General features: G+C 70.2%; 1 protein-coding gene. It reads right to left on the bottom strand.

The window, feature by feature from the left end; translation table 11 throughout:
- Positions 1–33: 33 nt before the first annotated feature.
- Positions 34–1,227 (bottom strand): IS481 family transposase, encoded by a 1,194-nt coding sequence (locus E1295_RS48135; protein WP_132642095.1) that lies wholly within the window; start codon positions 1,225–1,227, stop codon positions 34–36.
- Positions 1,228–1,276 lie beyond the last annotated feature (49 nt).

The raw sequence follows: 1,276 nt of genomic DNA, 5'->3' as shown, positions 1-1,276 counted from the left end.
TGTGATGTCTCAGGACATCGGAAACCCTCGAACCTACGGGTTCGGGGGTTTCGTCGTGTTGGGGTTTGCCTGGGGTTGGTAGTCGCGGGCGGGGTCGATGGTCAGCTCGCGCAGGAGTTCTCCGGTGACGGCGTTGGCGATGCGGACGTGCAGGTCGTCGATCAGCAGGATGACGTGGGTTCGGGCGTGGGTTCGGCCGATGCCGATGTGGTGGAGGCGGCCGTTGACGCGCAGGGTGACCACGCCGGAGGGGTCGATGCGGTCGTGGCGGACGCGGGCGTGTGTGTCGGCGTCGCGGCTGCCGTCGGGCAGGGCCCTGGGCGAGGCTGTGTAGGCCGCTGCCGGGGTGGCGCGGCGCGGCAGGGACCGGTGCGGGCGGCGGTGGTTGTAGGCATCGGCGAAACGGTCGAGAAGCGTCTGCAGGTCGGCCGGGGTGGCCGGCTGGTCGGGCTGGGCGCGCAGCCAGTTCTTCATGGTCTGCTGGAAGCGTTCGACCTTGCCGCAGGTGGTGGGGTGGTTGGGGCGGCTGTTCTTCTGGCGGACGTGCAGGCGGCGCAGGTCGTGTTCGAAGGCGTTGCGGCCGCCGCGCCCCCCGGCCAGCCGGGTGGTGAACACCATGCCGTTGTCGGTCAGCGTGGAGGCCGGCACGCCGTGCGCGGCGACCGCGGCGCGGAAGGTGTCGCGCACGATCGGGCCGGTGACGCGGGCGTGCGCGGTCACCGACAGGGCGTAGCGGGAGTGGTCGTCCAGCCAGGACAGGATCTCGGTGTCGGTGCCGTCGGCGAGGCGGTAGTGGGTGAAGTCGGCCTGCCAGGTCTCGTTCGGCTGTTCTGCCTGGAAGCGGATGTAGGACGAGCGGGGCCGCTTCTTCGGCTCGGGTACCACCAGGCCGCGACGGGTGAGGTATCGGCTGATCGTGGCCCGGGACACCGTCCGCTGATGGTGCTGGCGCAGGTGCCAGGCGATGGTGTCCGGGCCGGCATCCAGGCCTTGCTCGGCGAGCTGTTTGCGGAGCCGGACGATCAACTCGACGGTGTCGGCGTCGATCGCGTTCGGCGAGCTCTTCGGCCCCCGGGAGCGGGGCTCGAACGCCGCCTCGCCCTCGGCCCGGTAGCGCGCGACGAGCTTGGACACCCAGCCCTTGGACACTCCGTAAGCGCGGGCGACCTCTGCCTGGGACCGGCCCTCGACGACAACAGCGGTGATGACAACTCTGGCCTTGGACACACCGCACACGCTGTTGATCGCGGCGGTTGCCTATGTCCTGAGACACACC

Origin of the sequence: Nonomuraea mesophila, assembly GCF_004352805.1 — a bacterium.
GTDB lineage: Bacteria > Actinomycetota > Actinomycetes > Streptosporangiales > Streptosporangiaceae > Nonomuraea > Nonomuraea longispora.
The sequence above is the reverse complement of the archived record's forward strand: the minus strand, read 5'-3'. Positions and strand labels throughout refer to the sequence as shown.